The following is a 23,162-nucleotide window of genomic DNA, read 5'->3' on the forward strand; positions in this document are numbered from 1 at the left end:
GCCGGCCGCCGGGGGTGCGTCCGGCGGCCGGGGTGGGGGAGGGGGGAGTGCGGTGCTTCAGTCGGACACCGGGCGGAGCGCCTTGGCGACGACCGCGCCGATCCGGGCGATCGGTTCGGGTTCGGTCATCTCGTAGTGACCGCACGGCACGGCGTGGTCGTCGAGCCGTCCGTCGACGTGCGGGCGCCACTGGTCCGCCTTCCCGGGGGCGAGGGCGAGGTCGGCCTCGGACGGCGCCGCGGACGGATCCTCCAGCGCGCTGAAGAACAGCACGTCCCCGTGGAACACGCCGGGGGTGAACTCCGGTGCGATCCGCAGGTTGTTGCGCATGACGGCGGCGATCGCGGCGGCCTCCTCACGGGTCACCGGAACCGTCGCCTGCCCGGTGTCCGCCGTCCCGGGGGCCGCACCCGCGCCGATGAGGTCCAGGACGGACTCGACGTCCGGTATGTCACCCCGCGGGTCGACGGGCAGACCGGCCACCCGCATCAGCAGGCCGGCCACCTGCCGTTCGGCGGCCTCGGGGGTGTAGTGGACGCCCGCGGGCAGGGGCGCGTCCAGCAGGGCGAGCAGCTCGACCTCCTCGCCCCGCTCCTGGAGCGCGCAGGCCATGGCGTGCGCCACGAAACCGCCGTAGGACCAGCCGAGGAGCCGGTACGGGCCGTGGGGCTGCACCTCGCGGACCAGGTCCAGGTACGAGGCCACCATGGACGCGGCGTCCGGGGCGGGCGGCCGCTTCCCGTCCAGCCCGGCGGCCTGGATGCCGAACACCGGCTGGTCCGCGCCCAGATGGGGCAGCAGCCCGGTGTACCGCCAGGAGACGCCCGCGCCGGGGTGCACGCAGAACAGCGGCGTGCGGGTGCCGTCGGCGCGCAGCGGGAGCAGAGGCCGCATCGGGTCGGAGGAGGTGGCGTCTTCGGCGGCTGCGAGCAGTCCGGCGACGGTGGGGGTGGCCAGCAGCGAGGCGGCGGGCACGTCCAGTACCCCGGCGGCACGCAGCCGGCCCGCGAGCAGCACGGCGCGCATGGAGTCGCCGCCGAGATCGAAGAGGTTGTCGTGCACCCCGACGCCGCCGATGCCGAGCGTCTCCTCCCACAGCCGGGTCACCGCGCGTTCGCGTTCGGTGCGGGGAGCGACGTACTCGGTGGTGAGCCGGGGACGGGGGGCCAGGGACGTGCCGGGGTCAGTGGCGGCGCCGTCCGTGGCGTCCGGCCGGTCGCCGGTGCGGGCGCCGGGCGCGTCGATCCAGTGCCGGTGCCGCTCGAAGGCGTAACCCGGCAGCGGGACGCGCCGGGGCGGGCCGTCGGGGCCGGTGCTGTCGGGCAGCGCCGCGTCGATGCCGGCGCTCCACAGCCGGCCCAGGGCCTCGGCGAGGACGAACCCGTCGGGGCTGTCGGCCTTGGCGTGCCGCATCGTCGTGACCGTGACCGGGTCGTCCTCGGCGAGCTGGGCGCGGGCCAGTTTGGAGAGGGCGTCACCGGGGCCGATCTCGACCAGGACGGGACGGTGGCGCCGCCACAGCGCGGTGATGCCGTCCGCGAAGCGCACCGTGCGCCGGGTGTGGTCGATCCAGTGCCCGACGTCGGTGGCCTGCGCGTCGGTGGCCCAGTCGCCCGTGACGTTGGTGACGTACGGGATGCGGGGCGGGCGCAGGGTCAGGGAGCGCAGGTGGCCCGCGAAAGTCTCCAGGATCGGGTCCAGGACGTGGGAGTGGGCGGCGGCGGGCACCCGCAGCCGGCGGAACGGCACCTCGCGGCGCGTCAGTTCGGCCTCCAGCCGGGCCACCGCGTCGGTCCGCCCCGCGACGGTGCAGGCGGCGGGCCCGTTGACCGCGGCGAGGGACAGGTCGTCGCCGAGCAACGGCAGCAGCGTCTCGGCGGACGCCGCCACGCCGACCGTCGCGCCGCCCGCCGAGGTGATGAGGCGGATGCGCTCCTCGACCAGCGGGAGCATCTCCTCCAGGTCCATGACCCCGGCGAGACAGGCCGCGGTGTACTCGCCGAGCGAATGCCCGATGAGCGCGTCGGGGCGCACGCCCGACTCCATCAGGGTGCGGGCGAGGGCGTACTCGGTCACGACGAGGGACAGGAGCGCGGACGCGCTGCCGGGCTCGGCACGGTCGAACAGCGCCGTGCGCAGGTCCTCCCCGGTCACCCGGCGCAGGATCCCGGCGCAGTGGTCGACGACGTCGCGGTAGACGGCGTTGTCGCGGTAGAGCTCCCTGCCCATCCCCACGTACTGCGTGCCGCCGCCCGGCATGAGGAACGCGACCTTCGGAGCCTCGTCCGGTACCGGCGGGCCGGCCGGAGGGGCGGCCTCCAGCGCGGCGACGGCCTCCTCGACGGACGCGGCGGTGACGGTCAGCCGGTGGCGCAGGACGGGACGGTGGGCGCGCAGGGAGTGGGCGACGTCGTCCAGGCGCAGCTCCGGCCGGGTCCGCAGATGCCTGGCGAGGGCCTCGGCCTGGCCGCGCAACGCGCCGGGGGTGCGCGCCGACAGCGGCAGGACGTGCCGGCGGCCGTCCTCAGGCGCCCGCGGCGAGTCCTGTCCGGTGGCGGGAGCCTCCTCCAGGATGACGTGGGCGTTGGTGCCGCCCACGCCGAGTGCGCTGACCGCGGCCCGCCGCGGGTGGCCGTCGGCAGGCCAGTCCTCCAGCGTGGTGGGCACCCGGAACGGCCCGGAGGCGAAGTCGATGAGCGGGTTGGGCCGGTCGAAGTGCAGGTTCGGCGGGATGCTGCGGTGCTCCAGTGCGAGGACCGCCTTGATCAGCCCGGCCATCCCGGCGGCGGCGCCGAGGTGGCCGATGTTGGTCTTCACCGACCCGAGGGCGCAGAACCCGCGCCGGTCGGTGCTCTGCCGGAACGCCTCGGTGAGCGCGGCCACTTCGATGGGGTCGCCGATGCGGGTGGCGGTGCCGTGGGCCTCGACGAGCCCGATGGTGTCCGCGTCGACCTCGGCCTGGGCCTGCGCCGCGAGGACGACCTCGGTCTGTCCCGCGGTGCTCGGGGCGGTGAAGCCGACCTTGCGGCGGCCGTCGTTGTTGACGGCCGTCCCACGGATGACCGCGCGGATGCGGTCGCCGTCGGCGAGGGCGTCCTCCAACCGCTTGAGGACCACCACCCCCACGCCGTCGCCGGAGGAGGTGCCGCGCGCGTCGGCGGCGAAGGCCCGGCAGTGCCCGTCGGGCGAGAACGGCCCGTCGGGGACGTGCCGGTAGCCGAGGAGCGCCGAGGGGTTGAGGGAGACGGCGCCCGCGAGAGCGGTGTCGCAGCGGTACTCGATCAGGTCCTGGCAGGCGGTGTGCAGCGCGACGAGCGCGGTGGAGCACGCGGTCTGCAGGGACACGCTCGGGCCGGTCAGCCCCAACTCGTAGGAGATCCGGGTGGCGAGCGTGCCCAGCGAGTTCGCGGTGGCCGCGTGCACGAGGTCCACCGTGCCGGGCTGCCCGGCGAACTGCGGGTACACGTGTGCGGGGTAGTAGCGGCTGTCACCGCCGCCCGCGTACACACCCGTCGTCCCCGAGTCCGTCCCCGGGGGACAGCCCGCGTCCTCCAGGGCGTGGTACGCCGTCTCCAGCAGGAGCCGCTGCTGCGGGTCGACGACGGCGGCCTCCGCCGGGCTGTAGCCGAAGAAGCCGGAGTCGAAGAGGTCGATGCCGTCCACGACCGACGCCATGCGGACGAGGGTGTGGTCGTCGAGGTCGCGGGGGTCGCCGCCCGCGGCAAGGAACTCCTCGTCGCTCACCGGGCGTATGGACTCGCGGCCGTTGGCGAGGTTGTCCCAGAAGGCGTCCACGTCGTCGGCGCCGGGGAAGCGGGCCGCCATGCCGATCACGGCGACGGCGGGCGGGGCGTCCTCGTGCGGGTCCGTCGTCCCGGCGTCACCGTCCCGCGGGCTGGTCGTCTCATGCATGGCCTCGGTCCTTCCGTTCCCGTGCGGAGCGGCGTGCCGTGCGGGCGGCGCGCTGCCGTTGTGCGAGTTCCTTGGCGCGCTCCAGGCCTGCCGGAGCGGATGGGGGCGGCGTGGGCGCCGGCCGCTGAGCCGGGTCCGGTGCCGAGGAGGCGGTGACGCCGCGTTTGTTCAGGTGGCGCGCCAGGGCCCGCACGGTGGGGTGCGCGAACAGGTCGACGACGCTCAGATCGCAGCCCAGTGCCTTGTTGAGGGTGGTCTGGGCGGTGACCAGGAGCAGGGAGTTGCCGCCGAGGTCGAAGAAGTTCTCGTCGCGGGCGACCCGGTCGCGGCCGAGGACCGACGACCAGAGCGCGGCCAGTTCGCTCTCCAGCCGGCGCAGTTCCTCTCCGGAACCCGCGTCGCCGTCCGCCGGCTGCGCGATGGTGCCGGCCGTACGCAGCACCCAGGCGTCACCGATGCCGCTCGCTTCGGCGGCGCCCGACGCGGCGGCGTGCAGGGCGCCCAGGTCGGTGCCGTCGTCGAGGGCGACCCGTGCGCCCAGCCGCCGCAACTGCCTTACGGGGGCCAGGACATGAGCGCGGACCCAGGGCGCGGTGCGGTCGGCGCCGATGAGGACGTGCGGGGCGTCGACGGTGCGGGCGAGGTCGAAGGAACGCAGCGCGGCGGCGGCGTCCAGGACGCGGTATCCACGCGCCTCGGTGAGCGAGACCAGCTGGTAGCCGAGGCTCATCCCGCGCTCGCGCCACATGCTCCACGCCAGGCTCTGCCCGGGCAGGCTCAGTCCGCGCCGGTACCCGGCCAGGCCGTCGAGGAAGGCGTTGGCGGCGGAGTAGGCGGCGTTCATCGCCCCGCCGAACCAGCCGTTGACGGACGAGAAGGTGACGAAGGACGTGACCGGGTGCTCGGCGGCGACCTCGTGCAGCGTCCAGGCGCCCCGCACCTTCGCGTGCAGGACCTCCCGCCAGCCGTCGGGTGTCAGGTCCCGCAGCGGCCGTTCGTCGAAGGTCCCGGCCAGGTGCAGCACCGAGGTCAGCGGGGTGCCCCACGCCTCCTCGGCGTCACGGACCGCTCGCCGCACCTGCCCGGCGTCGGTGACGTCCGCGCAGGCGTAGCGGACCTCGCCGAGCCGGCGCAGCCGCTGGAGCGCCTCGACCCGGCCGGCGGCGGGTCCCGCTTCGTCGAGGTGCCGCTGCCAGGCCGACTCGTCGGGCAGCCGGGTGCGGCCGAGGAGCAGTACCCGGGTGCCCGGTGTCCTGAGCAGGTGGGCGGCGATCTCGGCGCCCACTCCGCCGAGTCCTCCGCTGACGAGATGGAAGCCGTCGTTCCCGGGCGGGGCCGTACGGGGGAGCGGATCGGGCAGGGGAGCCAGCCGGCGGACGTGGCGGTGCCCGTCGCGCCAGGCCACCTCGGCGTCGGCGGAGTGGCTCCCGGCCTCGGCGAGGACGGCGGCGGCCGTCTCCTCCTCGTCGGCGGACGCCAGGTCGAGGTGGACGCCCCGCAGCCAGGCGAGTTCCTCCCGCAGGGACTTGAGCAGGGCCGCCGCGGTGGCGTGGGCGGGCGAGGGGAGCTCGCCGGCCGTGACGGCCTGGGCCGAGGCGGTCACGAACAGAAGGTCCAGCGGGCGCGGACGCGGCCGTTCCGCGAGGGCGCGGGCCAGCACCAGCAGGGACTCGGCCCCGTCCAGTCCGTCGAGCGGCCCAGCCTCGTGACCGGCGTCGTGGAGGGCTTCCAGGTGCAGGACGGTGTCCACGGCGCGTCCGTCCGCGTCGAGGCCGGCCAGCAGCGCCGCGTGGTCGCCCTCGTCTCCGGGGCGGACGCGGTAGCGGGCGGCGTCCAGCCGCTCGTACGCCTGCCCGTGCGTGACCACCGTGCACAGTCCGGCCTCGGCGCGCAGCCGGGCCGCGACGAGGTCGGCCGTGGCGAGGGCGCGCGCGTCGCCGCCCGCCAGGACGAGGGTGTGGTGTCCGGCTGGGCGGGACACCGGGCGCGGTGACCGGGCCCGCTGCCACACCGGGCGCAGGAACCAGTCGGGCAGTGTCTCGGCCGTCCCGAGCAGCAGTTGGGACTCGCGTACGGCCTCGTCGAACTCCCCGGCCTCGAAGCTCTTGCGCAGCTTCGTGCGCTGGATTTTGCCGATCTCCGTCTTGGGTATCGCCTCGGCCGGGACGGGGACGAGGAAGGCGGGACTGACGCCGATCTCACGGGTCACCTTGCCGCCGATCTCCCGCAGCGCGGCCGCCGGGTCCTGTCCGGGGGCGAGGTGGAAGAACAGGGCCAGTTCGTCGGTGGTGGCGTCGGGGTCGGAGCGCACGGCGCAGGCGGCGGTGAAACTCCGTACGACGGAGGGCAGTTCCTCGACGCACGCCTCGATCTCGTGGCTGTAGTGGTTGACGCCGTTGACGATGATGACGTCCTTCGCGCGCCCGGTGATGTACAGCTCGCCGGCCCGCAGGAACGCCAGGTCGCCGGTGTCGAACCAGCCGTCGTCGGTGAACGACTGGGCGTTCGCGCGCGCGTTGTCGTGGTAGCCCCGGGTCACGGAGGTGCCCCGCACCTGGAGCCGGCCGACATCGCCCTCGCTGAGCAGGCGCTCCTGGTCGTCGACGATCCGCATGGCGAACCCGGGGTAGGGCAGGCCGCAGCTGACGAACGGCTCGTCGTGAGCGGGCGGTTCACCCGGCAGTACGCAGTCGGTGACCACCGAACAGGTCTCGGACATGCCCCAGCCGGGGTGCATGACGTCCTGCGGCAGACCGAAGGGCCGCAGCGCGTGCAGGAACCGCCGGGCCGCCGACGCCACCACGACCTCGCCCGCGTTCATCACCAGCCGCATAGGGGACAGGTCCCAGTCGCGGTCGGCGAAGCGGTGCTCCTGTTCGGCGAGGAGCCCGAAGGCGAAGTTGGGCGCCCACGTGACGGTGACGCGGTGGCGGTGGGCGAGGTCGGCCCAGCGCGTCGGGTCCTCCAGGATCCAGGGTGTCGGCGCGTGGACCTGGCGGCACCCCAGGTAGACATCCCTCAGGTGGAACATCACCACGCCGGTGACGTGGTCCAGCGGGATCCAGTTGAGGGTGACGTCCTGCTCGCCGAGGGAGTTCATGGCCTCAGTGGCCGCGGAGCGGGTCAGCACGTTGCGGTGCGTGAGGCACACGGCCTTCGGCAGGCCGGTGCTGCCGGACGTCATCAGCATCAGGATCAGGTCGTCCGGCCGCGCGGCGTGCCAGTCGCGGTCCTCCGGGGCGTCCCTCAGCACGTCGGCCGTGGTCAGGCGCAGGCCGGGCCACTGCTGACGCGCCGCGAGGTCCCGCAGGCCGGCCTCGCTGCCCGGCGAGGCCACGATCCAGGGACGGTCCAGCATCCGCCAGATGCCCTCCAGCTTGGTGACCGCGGCCGACGCGGTGGCGTAGGAGGGCGGCACGGTCAGGGGCACCGCGACGAAACCGCCGAGGATGCAGCCCCACAGCACCGCGACGAAGTCCTCGCTGTCACCGCACTGCAGGATCACCCGGTCGCCCGGCCGCAGCCCGGCCCGGCGCAGCCCGGCCAGGACGCGGGAGGCGTCCTCGACGAGCGAGGCGTAGCTGCGCCGGACCTCGCGGCCGTCGGCTTGCACGTGGACGATCTCGCCGTGCGGCCGGCCGGCCGCACGGGTGAGGGCGGCGGCCCAGTCGGACACCGACGGTTCCGGCAGGTCCGGGCCCTCGCTGAGCGCGGGCACGGCGGAGGTCCGCGGGTCCGCGCCGTGCGTCGCGGGCGGGCACGCGGCCGGGGCGCGTCCGGCACCGGCGTGGCGGCGGTCGAGTTCCTCGGGGACGTCCTCGACGGCGACGTCCGCCCGCAGGACGCCGGGGACGTCCGCGAGCTGGCGGCGCCAGGATCGCGCGGTGTGCCGGTCGATCGGGGCCAGGGCGCGCAGGGCGTCGGTGTCCAGGTCGCCGTCGCCGGTGCGCGGCAGGTCGCTCACCGCGGTGACCCGGACCTCGGCGGCGCCGTCGAGGGTCTGCTCCACCCGGTCGGCGGCGCCTGCCCGGTGCGGCACCACGTAGGCCGTGGGCGGCATTCCGTCCGGCTCGGACAGCACCACCGCGTCGCGGACACCGGCGACGGACAGCGCCTCTCGTTCGAGTGCCGCCGCGGTGGACGCCGACAGGTCCGTGCCGTCCGGCCGGGCGGCACGGCGGGACGGCGCGGGGAGTTCCGCGACGCGGACGTCCGGGTCGGCGCACACGGCGTCCAGGAACGCCCGCAGGTCGTGGGCGAACGCCTCTGCGGTGCCCGCCTCGTAGAGGTCCGTGGCGTACTCGACGTGCAGCTCAAGCCCGTCGGGCGCGTCCTGTGCGTCGTGGCGTTCGAGGACGTCTACGAACAGGTCGAACTTGGCGGTGCCGGTCGCGGTGGGCCGCAGCGGTACGTGGTCGTCCCCGAGCCGCAGCACGGCCCGTTCGTTGTTCTGCAGGGCCAGCATCACCTGGAACAGCGGGTGGCGCGCGGGATGGCGCGGCGGGTTGAGCTCGTCCACCAGGCGGTCCACGGGCAGCTCCTGGTGGTCCAGCGCCTTCAGGTCGAACTCCCGTACCGACGCCAGCAGTTCGCTGAAACGGGGGTTGCCGGAGGTGTCGGTGCGCAGGACCAGTGTGTTGGTGAGCAGGCCGATCACGTCGTCGAGCGCGGGGTCGGAGCGGCCGGCGACCGGCGTGCCGACGGCCACGTCCTCACCGGCGCCCCAGCGGGTGAGCAGGGCGGCCAGCGCGGTGTGGAGCACCATGAACAGGCTGACGTCCCGGCTGTCCGCCAGTCGCAGCAGCCTGCGGTGCAGGTCCGCGTCGACGGTGGCCGTCACGCTCGCGCCCTCGCCGCCGGAGGTTTCCGGCCGCGGCCGGTCGGAGGGCGGCGAGCTCTCCGCGGGCAGCCCGGCCAGTGCCGCACGCCAGAAGCCCGTGAGCTGTTCGAGCCGGCCCGGCCCCTCGGGCGCGGGCGTCAGCAGCCGCCGCTGCCACAGGGCGTGGTCCGCGTACTGAACCGGCAGTGGCTCCCAGCCCGGTGCCTGGCTCGCGAGCCGTGCCCGGTAGGCGCGGCCCAGGTCGTCGGCGAGGGGGCGCAGCGACCAGCCGTCGGCCGCGCTGTGGTGCAGGAGCAGAAGCAGCGTGCGGTCGGTCCCGGTGCCGAACACGTCGGCGCGCAGGGCGCTTTCGCGGGTCAGGTCGAAGCGGTGGCGCAGTGCCGTGGCGACGTGGGCGGCCACTTCCTCGGCGGGGCAGTCCACGAGCCGCAGGGCGGGCCGCAGTCCACCGGGCGGGAGGATCCGCTGGTACGTGGTGTCACCGTCCTGCGCGAAGACCGTGCGCAGGCTCTCGTGCCGCTCCGCGACGTCGTCGAGGGCGGCGCGCAGCGCCGACGTGTCGAGCGGCTGCCGCAGCGGGACCACCAGCGGGATGTTGTAGGTCGCGGACGTCTCGCCCAGCCGGTCGAGGAACCACATGCGTTCCTGGGCGAAGGAGAGCGGTACGCGTTCGGGGCGTACGCCGGCGCGGAGTTCGGGCAGCCGCGGCCCCTGGTGTCCGTCGGCGAGCCGGGCCGCCAGGGCGCCCGGTGTCGGGGTGTCGAAGAGGACGGTGATGGGGATGTCGACGCCCGTTTCGGAACGCAGCCGTCCCAGCAGTCGGGTGGCGAGGAGGGAGTGCCCGCCGAGGTCGAAGAAGTTGTCGTCCGGTCCGACGGTGTCCCCGTCGAGGCGCAGGACGTCCTCGAACAGGCGACAGGTGAGGGCCTGTTGGGGTGTGGTGGGGCGGGCGCCACCGGCGGACGCGGCGAAGTCCGGTGCGGGCAGCGCCTTGGTGTCGAGCTTCCCGTTGGCGGTGAGGGGCAGCTCGTCGACGAGTACGCAGGCCGCAGGGACCATGTGCTCGGGCAGCTGCTCGGCGACGTGGCGGCGCAGTTCGGCGGGGTCGGGGCGGGTGCCGCTGGCGGGGACGGCGTAGGCGACGAGCCGTGCGTCACCGCTGCTGCGGGGGTCCGTGCCGTCGGTGCCGCGGGCCACGACGGCCGCCCGGGCGACACCGGGGTGCCGGGCCAGCACCGCCTCGATCTCGGCGGGCTCGATACGGAAACCGCGGATCTTGACCTGCTGGTCGGCCCGGCCCAGGTACTCCAGGGTGCCGTCGGCGCGGCGCAGGGCCAGGTCACCGGTGCGGTACATGCGTGAACCGGGCCGGCCGAACGGGTCGCGCACGAAGCGCTCCTCGGTGAGCTCGGGGCGGTTCAGGTAGCCGGGGGCGACGCCCGGTCCGGAGACGTACATCTCGCCGGTCACGCCGGGCGGCACCGGCCGCAGCGCCGCGTCGAGGACGTGCACGCGCAGGTCGGCGAGCGGCCGGCCGATGACGCTGGCCCGGCGGGGGTCGTCCAGGTCCGCCCGGGTGACGCGGTGATGGGTGACGTGCACGGTGGTCTCGGTGATCCCGTACATGTTGACCAGCTCTGGCGAGTCCAGCCCGTGGCGGTCGGCCCACGGCCGCAGCCGCTCCGCGCGCAGGACCTCCCCGCCGAAGATCACGTAGCGGAGCGCGCCCGCCGTCGGCGCCGGCGCGGCCTCGGAGTCGGCCTGTATCAGCTGTTCGAAGGCCGACGGTGTCTGGTTGAGGACGGTGACGCCCTCGGTGTGCAGCAACCGCAGGAAGTCCCGAGGCGAGCGGCTCACGGCGTACGGCACCACGACGAGCCGCCCGCCGTGCAGCAGGGGGCCCCAGATCTCCCACACGGAGAAGTCGAAGGCGTACGAGTGGAACAGGGTCCACACGTCGTCCTCACCGAAGTCGAAGTGCTCGGAGGCGGCCTCGAAGAGCCGGACAACGTTGGCATGGGGCACGGGCACGCCCTTGGGCCGTCCCGTGGAGCCCGAGGTGTGGATGATGTACGCGATGTCCGAGGGGCCGGTCTCCGTGGTGAGTTCGGCCGCCGTGAGGTTGTCGCTCGGGCGGGAGGCCAGATCCTTCTCGAGGTCCGGTTCGCCCAGGACGACGGACGGCGTGGCCGAGGCGGGCAGCTGCGGGGCGTGCGTGTCGTCCGTGACCAGGACGGCGGGACCGACGTCCTCCATGACCAGCCGCAGCCGTTCGGCGGGATGTCCGGTGTCGAGCGGCAGGTAGGCGGCGCCCGTCTTGAGTACGGCGATCAGGGCCGAGACGAGCCGCAGTCCGCGGGGGAGGGCCAGCGCCACGACGCGGCCGGGCCCGGCGCCGCGCTCCAGGAGCAGGCGCGCCAGCCGGTTGGCGTCCTCGTTCAGCTGGGCGTAGCTGAGCGAGGCGCCCCCGCAGGAGACGGCCGTCCGGTCGGGGACGCGGGCCGCCTGTGCCTCGAAGCAGCGGGTGAGGGTCGTGGTGACCGTGTGCTCGGGGGCGGCGCTGTCCCGCGGATGCTCGCCGGGGAGGAGGATCGAGGTCTCCGAGAGCGGCATATCCGCGTCCGCGCCCGCGAGTTGCCGCAGCACGAGGAGGAACCGCTCCAGGTGGAGGCCGAGTTCGCGCTCGTCGTACAGGGCGGGATTGGCGTCGAAAGCGAGCCACAGCCCGCGGGGGTCGGCTCCGGGGCGCACGGAGATCTGAAGGTCCTCGACGGCGCCGCCGGACAGGTGGTGGGAGGTGGAGGGGCTGCCGGCGAACACCAGGTCCTCGGTGAAGGGGACGATATTCACCACGGGTCCGTGCACGCGCCGGTCGCTGCCCAGCAGTCCCAGATCGCGGCGGACGGACTCCCCGCGGTACTGCTGGTGGCGGCGCAGCGTCCGCAGTTCACCGGCGACGGCCCGCACGAACTCGCCGGCCGGGGTGTCCGGGGCGGCGGGGACGCGCAGCGGCAGGATGTCGGAGGCCGTTCCCGGGGTGCGCAGTGCCGCGCTGCCGAGCCGGCTCATGGTGGCCAGGCCGAGGACCAGGTCGTCCGCGCCGGTCATGCGGTGCAGGTAGGCGGCGACCGCCGCGACCAGCAGGTCGGTGCGGGAGACGCCCAGCCGGGACGCGGCGGTGGTGAGGTCCTGAGTCTCGGCGGGCGTGAGGTCGGCAGTGCGGCGCAGGAAGGGGGCGGTGGGGGCGGCGGTGCGCGGGGTGAGCCGCACGGGCTCGGGCAGTCCGGCCAGCTGCTTCGCCCAGTGCTCGCGGTCGCGTGTGTGGCGGTCGGAGGCGAGGTAGGCCTCCTCCTCGGTGCGCAGGCGTGCGAAGGATTCGAAGCTGGCGGGGCCGGGCTCCTCGCCGGCGGCCAGCGCGGTGTAGGTGTCGGCGAGGCGGCGCGCGACGAGCTTGTAGCTGTAGCCGTCGAGCAGGATGTGGTGGGCGCGCAGGAACCAGTAGTGCCGGTCGGGGGCGAGGGTGAGCAGGGCGTGGGAGAACAGCGGGCCCGCCTCGATGTCCACCGGGGTGGCGAGGTCGCGCCGGATCCACTCCTCCGCCGCGGCGGCGGGGTCGGCGGCTCCGCTCACGTCGACGCGGTGCAGCGGCCAGGCGTCGGGTGCCTCCGCGGTCACGCACCTGGGGCCGTCGGGGGTGTCCGGGAAACGCAGTGCGAACGTGTCGGCCTCTGCGACGGTCCGGCGCAGCGCGGTCTCGAACAGGCGGGTGTCGAGCGGCCCGTGGATCTCCACGTACTCGCCGGTGTTGTAGGCGGCACTTCCGGGAGCGAGGCGCTGGGCGAACCAGAGGCCCTCCTGTGCTCCGGACAGCGGTCGACGGTCGTCCTCATGGACTGACATGGCACCAACCCTCGTGGCGAGTTGTCTTCAGTCGAATGTAAGGAGAAGCCCGGCATGGCCGGGCGAGCCGCAAAGGGTGCCACCGCCGCCCGTCGTCCCGGCCAGCCGACGCAACGGGCGCCACTGAAAGCGGGGGCGAATACGACGGGGGACTGGGTCGCACGCTCAGGTGCAGGAATCGCGTGGTCGGGTGCGATCACCTGCCGCCGCAACACCTTGCATGACGCCTTGTCGGGAGTCAAGACCGGTCGGGCGGAGGGGAATTGCTTCAGGGGAATTACCGGTGAATACCAGGGGTGCTCACGAAAGCACTCTCCGGGGCGGCGGCTGCATTTCGGTCATCCTTTCGGAGGACCCTGTTGCGCAGGGCGGCGAAAGCCCGCCCGCCGAGTCCTCGGGTGTGCCCGAACGGGCACGGAGGCCACCCCGTGGGCCGCGAAACGGGCACGGTGAGCGTCGCCCGGTTTGATCGATCGTGGTCGGCGTGACCGTTCCGGAGCCGCTCTCGCGGGCTCCGCGGACAGGACCGCGTTGTCATGACGGGTGGGGCGCGAGCCCCTCGGACCGGACGGAACATCTCGTTCCGCGAGGGCGGTGGCGTGTTGTCGAGGGGGTAAATCGGCCAACTTCGCGAATCCGGCGGCTCATTCGTGAAGGGTCTGTGGAAGACTCCGCTCCGTTGGGGCGGCACGGTCGAGCGCCAGTGCGAGGCCGCGGTCGCCACGGACGCATGCGAAGGCCTTCGAGGAGCCGGCGCCTCCACGGCACCGGCGCGGCGCGGAGCGGTGGCCCATTCCCGGCGTCGGACACGGACCGCGCGAGCACCGCGCCGGACCGCGCCCACCCGGGGCCCGCCGGACTCGACGGCCTTCGGCCCGATTCGGGGAGGTGCTCAATGGTGTGTGCGAGAAAGTCCGGCGAGGCCAGTACCTCCTCCATGGACAGCATGTAAGCGAAGAGTGAATCGGGAACGTCGTCCAGGCACCGCGGAGGTGCCGGCCACGGTCCCGGACTCTGCCTCCGGCGGATACCGGAAACCCTTCTTGCTTTGTTTTCCTGTCGTGATGCCGAATTGCCCGGCTCCCCACGATCCGACTGCGTGAACAATCCAGAAACCCTGTACGACGAACCGCCCGTTCCCCCTGCCCGGAACGGAGGCGGCGAGAAAGGCTGAACACATGCGCGCGCTGTGTCCCGTCGAGACCCTCTACGTGGCCCAGAGAAGCAGGGCGGTGCTTTCCTGCGCCGTACGCGGACAACTGGACACGGCCGCCCTGTCGAGAGCGCTCGACACCTTGACGGCCGAACAGCCGACGCTGCGGACGCGTATCGTCCAGGACGGGCCGGGCTACGCCCTGCGACTCCTCGGTGAGGACGAGCGCCCACGGCTCGCGATACGCACCGGGGACACCGCCGAGGCGTACACCGAGGAGCTCAACACCCCGCTGCCGGTGGGCGGTCCGCTGCTGCGAGCGGTCCTCGTCCAGGAACCCGCCGAGGACCGTCACCTCCTCGTCCTGACGGTGGACCACACCATCACCGACGGACACAGCGCCATCGCGTTCCACAACACCCTGTGGGACCGCTACCGCGCCCTCGTCGAAGGCAAGGAGCCCGCGTCGACTCCCGTACAGCCGACGGAAGAAGGCGCCGAGGACCCGGCCTGGCCCGCGCCCGTCAGCACACTGCTGCCCCCTTGCGACGAGGCGGAGACCACCGGGTACCTGGAGCGCCGCCTCGCCGAGACCGGACGCATGCCCGTCGAGCTAGTCGCCTACGACACCCCGCGGCAGCCGGCGGACGCGGACCTGAGCGGCCACGGCATCGAGATCCGGCGCCTCCTCCTCGACGCCGACCAGACCGCCCGCCTGCGCCGGCTGGCCCGCTACACCGGGGTGTCCGTACACGGCCTCGTCAGCGCCGCGGTGCTCACCGCCGCCCGCAAGCGGCTCGGCGGCGACGGCCCGCGCGTCCTCGGCTGCCTCTCGCCCGTCGACCTGCGCTCCCGCCTGACGCCGCCGCTGGAGCCCGAGGTGATGGTCCCCGCCGTCACCATGCACCTCCAGGCACTCGCCGTCGACGCGGACGCCGAACCGCTGTCCCTGGCCCGCGAGATCGGTACCCACCTGCGTGAGTCCATCGCACGGGGCGACCACTTCCAGGACATGCGCCTCATGCCGCACCTCCCCCGGCACCCCGCCCTGCAGACCGGCACCGTCATCGTGACCAACATGGGCTCCGCACCCGGCCCCCGGCTCCCCGAGGGCGCCGAGGTCACGGACGTCCGGCTGGTGCCCGCCCGCGAGCAGTACTTCCCCCAGGCCGGCCGCAGCCCCGTGATGGCCTGCGTGGTCTCCTTCGACGGCCGGCTGGGCATCGAGTTCCCCCACTTCACCGCGTGCTTCACCCCGGCGTTCATGCGCGCCTTCCGCGACGACGTCCGGACCACGCTCCTGACCTTCGCCACGACCGGCGACGCACCCACCCTTCCCGCGGTCACGGCCTGAGGGTCACCCCCTCCGCCGCGCCGCAGCGCCCCCACCGGCTTCCCCCAAGGAGCACCCCTCCGCGATGAAGACCGCGCACGAACTGCCCACCCCCCTGGCCCGGTTGCTGCCACGCGCGCAGGCGGGCGACGAACAGGCGATGAACGACCTGCTCACCCACATCACGCCGTACGTCGCCCGGGTCTGCTACTCGATCGCCCACGACAACGGCTCCGACGCGACACAGGAGGCGCTCCTCGCCATCTACCGGGGCCTGGCCACCCTCAAGGAACCCGCCGCCTTCTACGGATGGGTGCGCTCGGTCACCATCCGCGAGGCGGTCCGCACGGTCAAACGCCTCGACGACACGATGACGTGCTCACCCGTCGAGGCCCGGCACGAGGCCAACCCCCTGGACGCCGTCCACATCAACGACGTCCTGGAACGCCTGTCGACACAGCACCGCGAAGTGCTCACCCTGCGGGTCTACGGACTCAACGAGGAGGAGATGGCCAAGACCCTGTCCCTGCCGGTCGGGACGGTGCGCTCCCGCCTGCACCGCGCCCGCCGCCGGTTCCAGGAAGCGTGGCAGCCCTCGGCGGCCTGAAGCGGTCGGCAAGCTTCCGCCGGACCTGCGTACCGCCGGGGTACGCAGGTCCGGCGTGCCCCGGCGGTACGGGTACTGGTGGACCGGACGGCTGTCCTGAAGTCTGTCGGAGCACACTGACGGCCACCGCGGTGGCGGCCGACGGCGACGACGGAGGACACCGGCCGATGAGCAGAACCGACGACGACGCACGGAAGGTCGACCGAGGTGACCCCCGGCAGAGCTGCCCGGTCCACCGTGCCGACGACGGAACCTGGCAGGTGCGCGGGTACGCGGCGGCACGCGCCGTGCTGCGCAGCCCCGACACCGTCCAGGCGGGCCTGGGGGTCGAGACCGTCGAGAAGCTGCCCGCCCGTATCCGGCGTCCCGTCCTGTACCGGGACGGCCCCGAGCACCGCGAGCACCGCCGCCAGACCGCGCGCTATTTCACGCCCCGACGGGTGGACGAGCACTACCGCGAACTGGCGGAACGCGTCACCGAGAAGCACCTGGCGCCCCTGCGCACGGCCGGCGCGGCCCGCCTGGAGGACCTCAGCTTCGGCGTCGCGATCGACGTGGCGTGCGGCGTCATCGGCCTCACCCGCAGCAGGCCCGGCATCCAGCGGCGGCTGGAGCGCTTCTTCCCCGAGAAGTTCGGCAAGCCGGGGCTGACCAGCCCGCACGGCATCTACTGGCTGTTCCGCCAGAACACCAACTGGCTGCGCATCTACCTCGCCGACGTGCGCCCCGCGATCCGCGCCCACCGCGCGCGGCCCGCCGACGACCTCATCTCGCACCTGATCGCGGAAGGCTGCAAGGACGCCGAGATCCTGGGGGAGTGCCTCACCTACGCGGCCGCCGGCATGGTCACCACCCGCGAGTTCATCTGCGTCGCGGCCTGGCACCTGTTCACCGACGCCGGGCTCCGCGACCGGTTCCGAACCGGGGACCGGCAGGAGCGGCTCGCGGTGCTCCACGAGATCCTGCGCCTGGAACCGGTGGTCGCCCGCCTCGGCCGCAGGGCCACCGCCGACCTCGAAGTCCCCGGTGAGCAGGGACCGTACACCGTGCCCGCCGGTGAACGCGTCGACATCTTCGTGGACGACGCCAACACCGACCGGGAGGAGGTGGGCGCCGATCCCCTGCTGGTGTGCCCGGGGCGCCCCACGACGAGCGGCAAGGCGATGGCGCTGTCCTTCGGCGACGGCCCGCACCGCTGCCCGGGCGCCGATCTCGCGATGACGGAGACCGACGTCTTCCTCAGTCGCCTCTTCGCACTGCCGGGCCTCCGTATGGTCACGCCGCCCGAGGTCTCGTTCCAGGACGAGATAGGGGGCTATGTGATCCGCGGCCTGGAGGTCGCCGCCGACCGGCAGTGACCCCGGGCACGGGCCGCGTCCCACACGTCGCCCCGCCGCCGGGAAAACGGAAGAGCCCCGCGTCCGGCCCGCCCGGAGAATCCCGTTCGGTGGTGCCGGCCGCGGGGCCCAGCCGGTGGATCAGGTGCGGTACGCGTAGAACGCCGAGTTCGGGTACGAGGCGATTATGCTCGCCACCGACCTGCGGTAGGTGTTCGTGGAGTGGTACGTCACGTACGGCACGCCCTGCGAGCTGCGGTACGAGACGATCATCGTGTGGTCCTTGGACCCGTCCTTGTCGAAGTCCACCTGGAGCACGTCACCGATGTCCATCTGGTAGACGTTGGCGAGGCTGGTGGCCCGCTTCGAGTTCAGCGAGAACCAGGAGAACTCGTTGACGCCGACGAAGGAGTCCGACTGGATGTCGGCGTTGCCGAACCACTTGGTGTAGTCGTAGACGTAACCGGGGACGTGCTTCCAGCCGCCCGCCTTCAGCGACTGGCTCACGAAGTTCGTGCAGTCGCCGCCGGCTCCGGCCCCGTTGAAGTCGGGGTACGCCGTGTTGTAGGTCTTCCAGTACTTCTCCGCGTACGCGGCCATGGCCTTGTAGTCGTAGCCGGTGGCGGAGAAGTTCTTGGCCTTGGCCGGTGCGGGCCAGGTGGTGGCCGAGCGGGTGGCGGCGGGCATGTCGTCGTCGGCGACCGTGGCCGTGAACGTCGTCTTGGCCGGCTGGTTCACCGCCAGGTAGCCGTCGTCCGTGGTGCGGACGTTCGTCAGCTGCCAGACACCCGACCGGTCCGCGGTGAACGTCAGCTTGTGGTGGGCCTGGAAGCCGGTGGTCTTCGGCTCGTCCCCCTGCACCTTCTCGTACGTCAGCGTCGTGGTCTCGGTGACCTGGACGGTGGCGTGCCGGTCCCGCACGCGCGTCTTGTCCAGGGTGACGCTGGTCTTGGCCGAGCTGTACCGCTCACCGAGGTCGGCGAGGCGGGACTTGCGGCCGCGCAGCGAGGACCGTGCGGAGTCCTCCTTGTTCTCCAGCGAGGAGGACAGCTCCACGTCGCCGGAGAAGCGGGACGTCAGCGGGGAGCGCCCCTTGTTCTGCTTGTGGTCCACCAGAGCGTCGGTGCGGTCGGTGAAGACCGCGTCCGCCAGCCTCTGGAAGGTGGCCTTGGTGGCCGCGTCCACCGCGGGCTCACCGGCTCCGGCGCTGCTCGCGCCGGCACTCCAGTTGGGCAGCATGGCCGCGCCGGCGACGACCGAAGCGGCCGCCGCCGTCACTATGGTGGCGCGACGCCGCGTTCTGCTCAATTTCCTTGACTTCACTGAGTTTCCCCTCTACCCCGGACGCCTACCGGGGCAGGGCATCTTCGCACGCCGCGTGTTCCGCTTGGGAAGGGGGATGCACAAGTGATACACGGGCACTTCACGCGGCTTACCCCGGGGGCCGCGACACCGCCGACCGGGCCCCACCGGCCGGGTACCGTCCGGGCAGAACCCTCGCCCGGCATCAACACCCGTGCCATCATGATGAGTTATGACTGACGGGGAGGGTGTGGCGACCCGTGCGATCCGGGTCCGCCTGGACGGAACGGCGAGCCAGGGCGACATCGGCGCGCTCAAGAAGTGGCTGGAGCGGGAGAAGCCGCTGGAGGAACTGGCCCGGAACGGCGATCTCAGGATCCAGGAGCGCGCCGGGACGGACGACCAGGGGACCGACGAGCACGGCAGACCCATGGGCGCCGGGATCGAGATCCTGCTGCTGCTCGCGGGAGCGGCCGCCCAGTCCACGTTCGACATCGTGTTCAAGCAGGTGAGGAGAGGCGTCAAGGCCTGGTACGAGAACCGCCGTTCCGTCGAGAGCGGCGATCCGCCCGACTACGACGTGGACCCGGTGGACCTCGACGAGAGGTAGGCAGGTGCACCGCTTCGACCCGCGCGGAGAGGTGAACCGGGCACTGCTCGTCGGTGTGTCCGCCTACGACTCCACGCGGCCGAAGGACCCGCACGGCGTCCCCGGCGATCTCGCCGCCGTCGAGCACAACCTAGCCCTGCTGGAAGGAGCGCTGCTGCGGGGCGAGGTGTTCCGCAAGGGCGAGATCACCGTGTCCGGGTCGCCGTACCTGGACGCGTTCAGCGAGGCGCTGCGCACCGCCGCCGACGAGGCCGAGGGGCTGCTCCTCTTCTACTTCGCCGGTCACGGCGCCGTGCCCAGCGCGGGCGACGAGCTCTGGCTGCAGATGCGCAACGCACGCGTCGTGCCGGGCAGCCGGGCCGTGTTCCCGGGCGCCGACCCCTTCTCCAGCGTGCTGACCGTGCTGGCCACCAGCCGGGCCCGGCACGTGGTCGTCGTCCTCGACTGCTGCAACGCTGGCAACGCCGCCCAGGTCTGCGAGGCGCTCGCGGACCGGCGGCGCTTCTCCGTGCTGATGAGCACGCAGGCCAACAACCGCATCGACGCGGGCGACGACGCGACCCCGACCCCGTTCACGGCCGAACTGGTGCGGCTCCTGGAGGGCGGTGCCGACGAGCCCGGCGGCGAGGTCACGTTCCAGGAACTCGCGGAGGCGCTCACCGCCCACATGTCCGCGCACTACACGACGCTACGCAACGAGCCGTGGGAGCCACAGCGGTGGGGCGACACCGACATCGTCCTGGCGGGCCCCGCCCCGGCGTCCGTGCCGCCCGACGTCGTACCCGTGCCGACGGCCGTCACCCCGCCGGACGGGAAGCCCCACGGGCGCCGCTCGCACGACGGCCCCGCACGGAGGTCGTCCACCCGGCGTCGGGACGGGGAGGCCCGGGAGGCTCCGCGGTGGCGGCGGCGCGCCCTGGCACGGCTCGTCTCCCTGGTCCGGGCCGTGCTGACGGCGGCAGCGGTCGGCCGGCCGCTGCACTGGCTGCGCTCCCGGCCCCGCCGGACGGTGGTCGCGGTGACGGTCCTGAGCGCCGCGGGCATCGGCGGTTACGCCGCCTGGGGCCCGGGCCCCGACGCCTCGCCCTGCGGTCCGCCCCTCGAACTGCGCCTGCTCACCGACCCCGACATCGAGAGCACCGTGCGCAAGGCGAAGGACGCCTTCCTCACCTCGCCGGCCAACACGACGTCCGGCGGCTGCCGGCGCGTCGGAATCACCGTCTACAGCGCGGGTGCGGCCGACGCCGTCACAGGCTTCCACGACCGGTCCGACCCCTGGCAGCGCCCGGTCAGCGACGAACTCGACCCGCAGCGCGACATCGGTCCCCAGCCCGACGTCTGGATCCCCGCGACGTCCGCGAGCGCGGCGCGGGCCCAGCCGGTCGAGCCGCCCCGCAAGTACGTGACGCTGGAACCGGACGCCCACCCCTTCGCGTACTCCCCGATGGTGCTGTCCGTCCCGCAGAACCTCGCCGAGGAGTCGGTGCGCCACCGCACCGGCTCCACCTTCGCCACGCTCCGGGACAAGCTCCTGCGCCGCCAGGACGACGCCGACGTGCGGCGCACCGACCCCGAGTACACGGACTCCGCGCTGCTGGCCAGCGTCGGCCTCTACGGCTCCGGTACGAGCGTCGGCCGGCCCGAGGGGATCGTGGCCCAGCCGGGACCGCCCTCGCTGACCGGCTCAGACCTGCTGTGCACCCTGCCGGACCACCGTGAGATCGACGAGCGCACCGCCGCGCTCGTCCCCGAGTTCCTGATGGTCAGCGGGCTCGGCTGCGACGGCCCGACCCGCACGCCGAGGCTCGCCGAGTACCCCACGGACGTACCGCCCCTGGTCCCCACCTTCGTCCGCGTGCGCTGGGACGGCGCCGACCGCGACCGGGACGCGCGGGACGAGGCCGTCGGGCGCTTCCACGACTGGCTGGTGAGCGGCGGGGGCGAGGAGCGGGGCGGACTCGACGTGTTCGCGCAGGACGGCTTCCGTGCCGTGTCCGGGGGCCACGCCTTCCTCGCCGCACCGCGGACCGACACCGGCACGCTGAGCCGCCCCGGCCACCTCCCGGGCCCCGCCACGGGCGACGCGATGACGACCGCTCTGGAGCGGTACCGCAACGCCAACGGCCCGGGCCGCGTCCTGTTCCTCCTCGACAGCTCCGGCTCGATGGGGGACCTGTGGGAGGGGGCGGGCGGCGCCCCGGGCATCCTCAAGCAGTCGCTCGGCGGGCTCGGCGACCGCGACGAGTACGGCATCTGGGCGGTCGCCTCACGGGACGGCAGCCCTTACGAGGTCCTGCTGCCCTTCGACCGCCACCGGCGCGCCGACGCGGAGCGGACCATCGACCAAAAGGCAGTGGTCCGGGACGCCGAGGCAGACCCGGACGGCGCGCTCACCGCGGCCCTGGACTACATGGCCGGGCGGGGCAGGGACGACGAGCGCCCCCAACTGATCGTCTACGTCACCGACGACGAGGACAACAACCGCCTGACCGGCGGCGACGCCCTCGGCGGACTCCTCGCGTCGGCGGAGAAGCGGGGTGTTCCGGTGGTGATGGCGGCCCTCGACGGCGGCGGCTGCGACCGGGACAAGCCCGACGCCCGCATCTCCGAGGCGAGCGGCGGACGCTGCCTCGACACCAGGACCGACCTCGTCGCGGGCCTGCGCGACGAGGTGGCGCGGACCGGGACGGGGGACGAATGAGAGGACCGGGCAGGTACGGGGGACGGCTCTGGCTCGCCGCCCTCCTCACGGCGTGCGCCGCCTGCACCGGCGGCGGCACCTCGGGGCAGCCGGGAGCCACCGTCACCCCGGGCGCCGCGGGCGACATCGTCGTGGCCAGCGGGCGGGACGTCACCGGCCGGGGCGGCATCCGCCAGCGGCTCATCGACGCCTGGAACGCGGAGCAGGACCGCCGGAACACCGGTCGCCGCGCCCGGCTGGTGGAACTCCCGGGCTCCGCCGACGAGCAGCGCAGCCAGCTCCTGGGCGCCCTCCAGTCCGACAGCGCGCAGTACGACGTGGTCAACCTCGACGTCACCTGGGTGCCGGAGTTCGCCGAAGCGCGGCTGATCCGCCCGCTCCCCGCGGAACTGGTCGACGACCACGACGTCATCAAGTCCGTAGCCAGCACGGCCCGTTGGGACGGCGAGGTGTACGCCGTGCCGTTCAACAGCGATGTCGGCCTGCTCTACTACCGCCGCGACTACCTGAAGAAGGCCGGGGTCCGCAACACCGACCTGAGCAAAGGGCTCGACCGGGGCAAGCTGCAGGAACTGATGGAGACCCTCGGCGAGCAGACCGGAAAGGACCGGCCCCGCGACTACGAGAAGGGCTGGACCGCGCAGTTCGGTGCCTACGAGGGCCGTACGGTCAACGGCATCGAGGCGTTCGCGTCCGCTCCCGGCGGTGTCGCCCTCACCGACAAGGACGGCCACTACACCGCTTCGGTGGCCGCCCTGGAGAGGGGCCTCGCTGAACTGCGCAACCGCACGCAGGCCTCGTACCTCCTCAAGGACGCCCTGCGTTCCGACGAGGCCGGCTCACTCACCGACTTCGCGAACGGCCGTACGGCGTTCCTGCGGCACTGGCCCTACGCCTACCAGAGCCTCCACCAGTCCCTGCGCGGGTCGCAGCTCGGCGTGACCACGCTGCCGGGCAGAGCGGTGCTGGGCGGCCAGAACCTCGCCGTGACCCGGTCCTCCGGACAGCGGGACGCGGCCACCGACCTGATCAGGTTCCTGACCAGCGAGGAGAGTGAACGCTGCCTGCTCGACGCGGGCTTCGCCGCCACCCGGGTGTCGGCGTACGAGGACGACACCGTGGCGTGCCGCTCGGCCGGGCCGTCCGCCGCCGAGACGCCCGACGCCACCGGTTCGCCGTCCGGCGAGAGCGCCGACCGGATGCCACGCGACGACCACGGCAGACCCGCCTACGCCCGCGCCGTCCTGCTGCCGGCGCTCACGCGGGCCGTGCAGCGTCCCCGCACCCCGTTCTACGGCGCCTTCACGCAGACCTTCACCACCGAGCTCGGCAGACTCTTCACGGCCGACCCGCCGAGCGACGGCCGGCTCGCCAGGCAGTTGGACGAGGCACTCGGCAAGGTCCTGCCGGACGACTGACCGCACCCGCCGGGACACCCCGCACGGGACCGGAATAGGTACGGGTCCG

Annotated in this window: 9 protein-coding genes; 6 read left to right on the forward strand and 3 right to left on the reverse strand. The window is 73.4% G+C overall.

Going from position 1 to position 23,162, the window contains the following annotated elements; genetic code table 11:
* Nucleotides 1-57 precede the first annotated feature (57 nt).
* Nucleotides 58-3,912 carry a beta-ketoacyl synthase N-terminal-like domain-containing protein gene (locus tag ACFYQQ_RS19330; protein WP_356169772.1) on the reverse strand — a complete coding sequence of 1,285 codons (3,855 nt, stop codon included), beginning with the start codon at nucleotides 3,910-3,912 and terminating at the stop codon, nucleotides 58-60.
* Nucleotides 3,905-12,652: an amino acid adenylation domain-containing protein gene (locus ACFYQQ_RS19335; protein WP_356241326.1), complete on the reverse strand. Its 8,748-nt coding sequence runs from the start codon at nucleotides 12,650-12,652 to the stop codon at nucleotides 3,905-3,907. The genes ACFYQQ_RS19330 and ACFYQQ_RS19335 overlap by 8 nt, the downstream gene beginning before the upstream one ends.
* 1,178 nt (nucleotides 12,653-13,830) lie before the next feature.
* Here ACFYQQ_RS19335 and ACFYQQ_RS19340 point away from each other — a divergent pair.
* From ACFYQQ_RS19340 to ACFYQQ_RS19350, 3 genes are all read left to right on the forward strand, one after another.
* Nucleotides 13,831-15,159 (forward strand): condensation domain-containing protein, encoded by a 1,329-nt coding sequence (locus ACFYQQ_RS19340; RefSeq protein WP_355792201.1) that lies wholly within the window; start codon nucleotides 13,831-13,833, stop codon nucleotides 15,157-15,159.
* A gap of 64 nt (nucleotides 15,160-15,223) precedes the next feature.
* Entirely contained in the window at nucleotides 15,224-15,745 is a 522-nt protein-coding gene (locus ACFYQQ_RS19345) for an RNA polymerase sigma factor (RefSeq protein WP_356169781.1), read from the forward strand.
* 167 nt (nucleotides 15,746-15,912) lie between these two features.
* Nucleotides 15,913-17,103 carry a cytochrome P450 gene (locus ACFYQQ_RS19350; RefSeq protein ID WP_355786393.1) on the forward strand — a complete coding sequence of 397 codons (1,191 nt, stop codon included), beginning with the start codon at nucleotides 15,913-15,915 and terminating at the stop codon, nucleotides 17,101-17,103.
* 120 nt (nucleotides 17,104-17,223) lie between these two features.
* Here ACFYQQ_RS19350 and ACFYQQ_RS19355 read toward each other — a convergent pair whose 3' ends face one another.
* A complete protein-coding gene (locus ACFYQQ_RS19355; protein WP_355786395.1) occupies nucleotides 17,224-18,405 on the reverse strand; it encodes an amidase domain-containing protein in 1,182 nt (393 codons plus the stop codon).
* A gap of 211 nt (nucleotides 18,406-18,616) precedes the next feature.
* Here ACFYQQ_RS19355 and ACFYQQ_RS19360 point away from each other — a divergent pair, with 211 nt between their 5' ends.
* From ACFYQQ_RS19360 to ACFYQQ_RS19370, 3 genes are read left to right on the forward strand one after another with little or no spacing between them, the layout of a single operon-like run.
* Nucleotides 18,617-18,994: a hypothetical protein gene (locus ACFYQQ_RS19360; protein ID WP_355786398.1), complete on the forward strand. Its 378-nt coding sequence runs from the start codon at nucleotides 18,617-18,619 to the stop codon at nucleotides 18,992-18,994.
* A 4-nt stretch (nucleotides 18,995-18,998) separates the two neighbouring features.
* A complete protein-coding gene (locus tag ACFYQQ_RS19365) occupies nucleotides 18,999-21,695 on the forward strand; it encodes a vWA domain-containing protein (RefSeq protein WP_355786400.1) in 2,697 nt (898 codons plus the stop codon).
* Nucleotides 21,692-23,113, forward strand: coding sequence for an extracellular solute-binding protein (locus ACFYQQ_RS19370; RefSeq protein WP_356169790.1), 1,422 nt, complete (start codon nucleotides 21,692-21,694; stop codon nucleotides 23,111-23,113). The genes ACFYQQ_RS19365 and ACFYQQ_RS19370 overlap by 4 nt, the downstream gene beginning before the upstream one ends.
* Nucleotides 23,114-23,162 lie beyond the last annotated feature (49 nt).

The organism is Streptomyces sp. NPDC005496, assembly GCF_042872045.1.
In the GTDB taxonomy this organism is placed as follows: Bacteria; Actinomycetota; Actinomycetes; order Streptomycetales; family Streptomycetaceae; genus Streptomyces.